Genomic DNA, 5,544 nt, shown 5'->3' with positions numbered 1-5,544 from the left:
GAAGGAGAGTATGAAATGGACGACATATACAAAGAAGCTCATAAGATAGCAAAAAATATCTATGACGAATATAAAGATGTGGATTATAAATTACAGTTTCAATTATGTTTGTCTTACCTTTCTGATAAAAAAATTAATGAGAGAATCGAAGAAATTTTAGCTGAAGTAAAAGTAAGTGAGGAAGAAGCAAGAATATTAGAAAAAGTTGAATTTTATTATAAAAACTTTTTCCATAGCGAAGAAAACCTTAAATTCAGACTTTGGCGAAGACAAGATAAAAGAAGAGTCTATTTATCTGCATCCTATATTATAAATAAGCCTTACGTAGACTTGATAAGCCACAAATTATTTGATATAAAAGAAGTTAAGAAATTTTAATAAAAAAGTGCTATCGTGCTAAAAAGTAGTGCGATACACTTTTTTACTTTTTAAATATATTGAATAATGTAAAAAGAGCTTGAATAATGTAAAAAGAGCTAAAACACAAACATTTAGTCATCTTGTGAAATAGCTCTATTATTTCTTCTCAATATGTTCCATCTATTATGTTAATTAAATTTTTATTTGCATTAAAGAATAAACTAGGTAAGTTTATCTATAAACCTATTTTATCATAGCTTGTGATAATACCTCATAAGAGCTTCCATCATAATTGGATGTGCATATACTCTGTCTCTTAAATAGGTATATTTGACGCCATATCAATAGCTAATTGTATTAGATGTATTATTTCGGAAGATCCATCACATATAATAGTTGCTCCTAATATTTTTTCACTATCTTTATCTATTACAATTTTAATAAATCCTTCTGTTCTTCCTATTTGTTTAGCTCTTTGTATGGCCTCAGTTGCCATTTTAGCTACTAAAACATCATATCATTTAACTTTTGCTTCTTTTATATTTAATCCAACTCTAGAAAAATCAGGATCTAAAAAACAATGCGTTTGGTACGTTCTGTCTATCTGTTGTTTTTCTAGTTTTATCACCATATAAATGATTCACTACTATACGATAATCATCCAGTGAGATGTAAGTAAACTGTGTCCCTCCATTTACATCACCTAATGCCCATATATTTTCTGTTGAAGTTTTTAAAATTTCATTTACTTTTATAAATTCTCTAGCATCTAATTCTAGATTAGCATTTTCCAACTTTAAATTATCAATATTTGCTTTTCTACCTGCTGTCAGAAGAATTATATCACTTTCTAATTTATAATCTTTGTTATCCTTAGTATATATTAATTTAGCTATTTTATTTTCTTCTTTTATTTCATTTATAGATACATTATTTATAAATTTAACATTTCTTTTTTCAAGTATATTTATTATTTCATCGATATTATCTTCTCTTGGAAGTATAATACTGTGAGTATTTAAAGCTGTAACTTCACTACCAAAAAATCCATAAATACCTGCAAATTCAAGACCTATATATCCTGCGCCTATAATAGTCATTTTTTGTGGTAGTTTTTTAATTGCATTAACGTTTCAATTGTATAAACAACATTTTTATTATCAATTCCTTTTATATTTGGAATGGAAGGTTTTGAACCTGTATTTATAAATATATTTTCATTACTATTTAGTTTGTTATAATTTGCACTTCTTAATTTTGTTATTAAAATTTCTTTTTTATTTATTGCATCTTCATATTTTGCAAATTTTTCATCAGTGTTATTTAAATTTTCTCTTCTAATTATTCTTGCTGAATTTTCCAATGCTTTAGTTGGTATAAATGCCTTATTTATACATGTTCTACTATACATATTAGGTGATTTTTCTATTAAAGCAACCTTTTGTCCTCTATTTCCCAAATCACCTGCTAAAGGCTTGCCAGCTTTTTCAAATCCTATTATTATAGTATCAAATTTATTTATCATATTAAAAGCACCTTACTCTTTATTTATTACTCTTATATATATAATATATTATTGAAGTAGCACTTCATCAATTAGGTACTTTTTTGTAACTACGATATATTTTGTAAATTTATTTTTAAGATTGCTCTTTATTTTTAACCTCTATTCTTTTTTTATCTAAATATGAAATTGCACTTAATACAGCTGTTTGTCCTTGTCCTGCTGATTTTAAGTATTGGTATGGCTTACCTGCACAATCACCTGCCACATATAAACCTTCTATGTTTGTTTTCATATCTTTATCACATTTTATATGAGATCCATCTGCTTCAACACCTGGTACCATATATTGGGGTGATACGCTATCTTTTATTACAAAGATTCCATCTACATCTAGTTCTTGATTTCTAATCACTAATTTATTTGCCACTTGATCGCCCTTTATTTCCTTCGGTCTATCTTCTATTATTTTTATACTATCATTAAGTTTATTTGTCATTTTATATGTTGGTATATAATAAACTTCGCTTGCTATTTCACTTAAGAAGTTTGCATCTTCTTCTCCTTCATGATTACTTCCTATAATTGCCACCTTTTTATTTCTATATAAAGAAGCATCACAAGTTGCACAGTATCCAACGCCTTTTCCTAAATACTCCTCTTCTCCTTTAATCATTTTTCCATATTCTACTCCTGTAGCAAGTACAACAGTAGTGGCTTCATACATATCATCTCCGCTAACTAAAGTAAAGTAATCTCCCATACTGTAAATATTATTAATTCTTTTTTCTGTTATTTCTACACCCATGCTTTTTACATGGGACATAAATTTATCTTTTAACTGAACACCACTTATCTCTTCAAATCCTAAATAATTTTCTATTGATGGTGCTTTTGTAATTTTAGCACTTGCGTTATTACTTCCAAATATTATTATATTTTTATTTCTAACCTTAGCATTTATAGATGCTGCTAATCCTGCTGGCCCACTTCCTACTATTGCTATATCATATCTCATTCATCTTTCCTCCACATTTACACTATTATTTGAACTTGCATTATTTTCATTTATGTTTATATATTGCTCACTACCATAACCTGTTATTCCATCATATAACTTTATCTTATCTTTTCTATTTTCTATATTAGAAATATAGTATTATAAACTTCTATATGTCTAATATATCAATATTGAAAATCCCTATCAATTAGACACTTTTTTGTAACCTTAGAAATTATTTCAATTATATATTTTGCTATACATCAACTTTACAAATTATCTAAATATTTTAAATCAATATAATTTCTTCATAATAAAAAATACTGTTACATCTTAATATTTCAATGCAACAGTATTTTTTATTTATTATTTAAAATTGATTTTATTCAGTGATTTTATGTATATGTCTTACTTACTTTTACATTAAGAATTATAAGTCATATACATAGGTATTAGATATACTAACACTTTTAACAAACTAATAAATCCATATGCAACATACCACTTATCTATCTCCGTTAATCAAGTTATTTTACTTGGATAACTTGGAAATTTAGCTATATATTAAATTCCCACCCATAGAAATATTTCTATTATAGTTCATATATTAGTCATCATAAAAAACTGCTAAAAAATATAGAACTCAGATTTGCATTCCCCCTCTTGTCCTCATATTTATCATATGTACACCATATCATTCTCCACAAGATAAATATCTATGAATTTAAAGCAAGTATACATTTTAACTTTTGCTATCAATTTTATTCATGTAAAAAAAGAGCTATCATACTTATAATTAATGCAATACTTATTTTTACATGAATAATCATTTTATAAGTATGGTTCAATTTTACTTTAGCTAATTTTCAATAATTTTCTACTTTCCTTACAATACCCTTTATCTTTTATTAAACATAAAATATTATTAATTTCATATTCTGAATCCGCATAAACCATAACAGCCAATTCATCATTATCTTCTATTACATCATATTGATCTATACAAGCATTTATAAGGGATATTATCTCTTCTTTTTTAGGAGACTTAAATCTTAACAAAACTTGGCATTTATTACTTATAGTTTTTTCAACTTCAATTTTATCTTGTGTAAATTGGTCTATATTTGCAATTCTATTGTCAAAAATATCTATAACATCTGCATAAACAGCACTTCCTGTAGGCTCTTTTCCCGCTCCTTTACCTACAAAAGATAATTCTCCCACAGAATCACCATTAAACACAACTATATTGTATTCATTATCTATTTTAGATAATAAACTATTATTATCTACAAGAACTGGTCTTACAAAACCACTAACCTTCTCATTCTTTTTATTACTTTGACCAACTAATTTAATTTTACATCCCATTTTTTTTGCATAATCCATATCTTTCATATCAATTTTTGATATTCCTTCTAAATAAAAATCTCTCCAATATACCCTTCGATTGTAAGCTAAAGTTGATAAAATAGATAATTTTCTAGCTGCATCATATCCTTCCACATCAGCTTCTGGATTAGCTTCTGCAAAACCAAGCTCTTGAGCCTCTTTTAGTACTTCATCATAAGATAAACCTTCGTTATACATTTTACTTAATATAAAATTTGTAGTTCCATTTAATATGGCATACATACTTTCAATTGAATTTCCTTCTAAGGATTCTGTTAAAGGCTTAAGTACTGGAATTCCTCCTCCAACTGATGCCTCAAATCGTAAGCTTACTTTATTTTCTTTTGCTATTTTTACAAGTTTATCCCCATACTCTGCTAACATGTCTTTATTAGCAGTAACAACATTGATTTTATTTTCCAAAGCTCTTTTTATATATTCATAAGAAGGATGCAATCCTCCCATTAGTTCAACTAGGATGTCTATATTACTTTCAAATATGTCTTCTATACTTTCAGTTATTATATTTGCATATTTAGATGATTTATATTTATTTTCATTTCTTACTAATATGCTTGTTATTTCTATATTTCTTTTATTTTTATTTCCCTCAATCATTTGTACAAGACCTTTTCCTACAGTACCATATCCAAGTATAGCTATTTTCATATTAAAACCTCCTTTTTACTTTAAAAACTCATTTTACTCAATAAAAAAAGAGACCAATCCCTCATAAAGGGACGAGTCTCTCGCGGTTCCACCCAATTTAGTTTTATACATAATAAAACTCACTTTAAACTTTAACGCAGCTTACGGTTAATCTTACTAAAATCAATGAGATTACTTCAGATTACAGCTCCTAGGTAGTTTTCAATCCCTCTAATTTGAAAAACTTTTCAGCCCATGAGTTTTTCTCTCTGATAATCGAATTAGATTTACTCTTCCTATTCATTGCCTTTAAATATTAAATTGTTAAATATACAAAAATTAAAAAACTCGCCCTTATAAATAAGGACGAGATATCTTCCCGCGGTTCCACCTAAATTGATTAAAAATCCACTTAATACTTTAACGCAGCTTACGGTTAATCTTACTAAAATCAATGAGATTACTTCAGATCACAGCTCCTAGATAGTTTTCAATCCCTCTAATTTGAAAAGCCTTACAGCCCATGAGCTTTTCTCTCTGGTAATCGAATTAGATTTACTCTTTCTAATCATCGCTTTTATAATTCTAAATTTATTTTAAATTAATATTATAAGAAATATTACTAATTGTCAAGGTATTT

General features: G+C 27.0%; 3 protein-coding genes, 2 pseudogenes and 2 other annotated features. Of the genes and pseudogenes, 1 reads left to right on the top strand and 4 read right to left on the bottom strand.

What is annotated here, in order from left to right:
• Nucleotides 1–378, top strand: a pseudogene (locus NSA58_RS15225) (hypothetical protein); the annotation flags it as partial.
• 298 nt (nt 379–676) lie between these two features.
• Here the strand turns inward: NSA58_RS15225 and NSA58_RS15220 are convergent.
• From NSA58_RS15220 to NSA58_RS15205, 4 genes and pseudogenes are all read right to left on the bottom strand, one after another.
• Complete coding sequence (locus NSA58_RS15220; protein ID WP_074429991.1) at nt 677–856, bottom strand: hypothetical protein; 180 nt, start codon at nt 854–856, stop codon at nt 677–679.
• A gap of 67 nt (nt 857–923) precedes the next feature.
• Nucleotides 924–1,885: pseudogene (locus tag NSA58_RS15215) on the bottom strand (FAD-dependent oxidoreductase).
• Between the two features lie 115 nt (nt 1,886–2,000).
• Nucleotides 2,001–2,882, bottom strand: a complete 882-nt coding sequence (locus NSA58_RS15210; RefSeq protein WP_074429786.1) for an NAD(P)/FAD-dependent oxidoreductase — start codon at nt 2,880–2,882, stop codon at nt 2,001–2,003.
• 837 nt (nt 2,883–3,719) lie between these two features.
• Nucleotides 3,720–4,925 carry a homoserine dehydrogenase gene (locus NSA58_RS15205; protein WP_074078745.1) on the bottom strand — a complete coding sequence of 402 codons (1,206 nt, stop codon included), beginning with the start codon at nt 4,923–4,925 and terminating at the stop codon, nt 3,720–3,722.
• Between the two features lie 64 nt (nt 4,926–4,989).
• Nucleotides 4,990–5,217, bottom strand: a binding site (T-box leader).
• A gap of 46 nt (nt 5,218–5,263) precedes the next feature.
• Nucleotides 5,264–5,485, bottom strand: a binding site (T-box leader).
• Between the last annotated feature and the right edge of the window lie 59 nt (nt 5,486–5,544).

Origin of the sequence: Terrisporobacter muris (genome assembly GCF_024621905.1) — a bacterium.
In the GTDB taxonomy this organism is placed as follows: Bacteria; Bacillota; Clostridia; order Peptostreptococcales; family Peptostreptococcaceae; genus Terrisporobacter; species Terrisporobacter muris.
The sequence above is the reverse complement of the archived record's forward strand: the minus strand, read 5'-3'. Positions and strand labels throughout refer to the sequence as shown.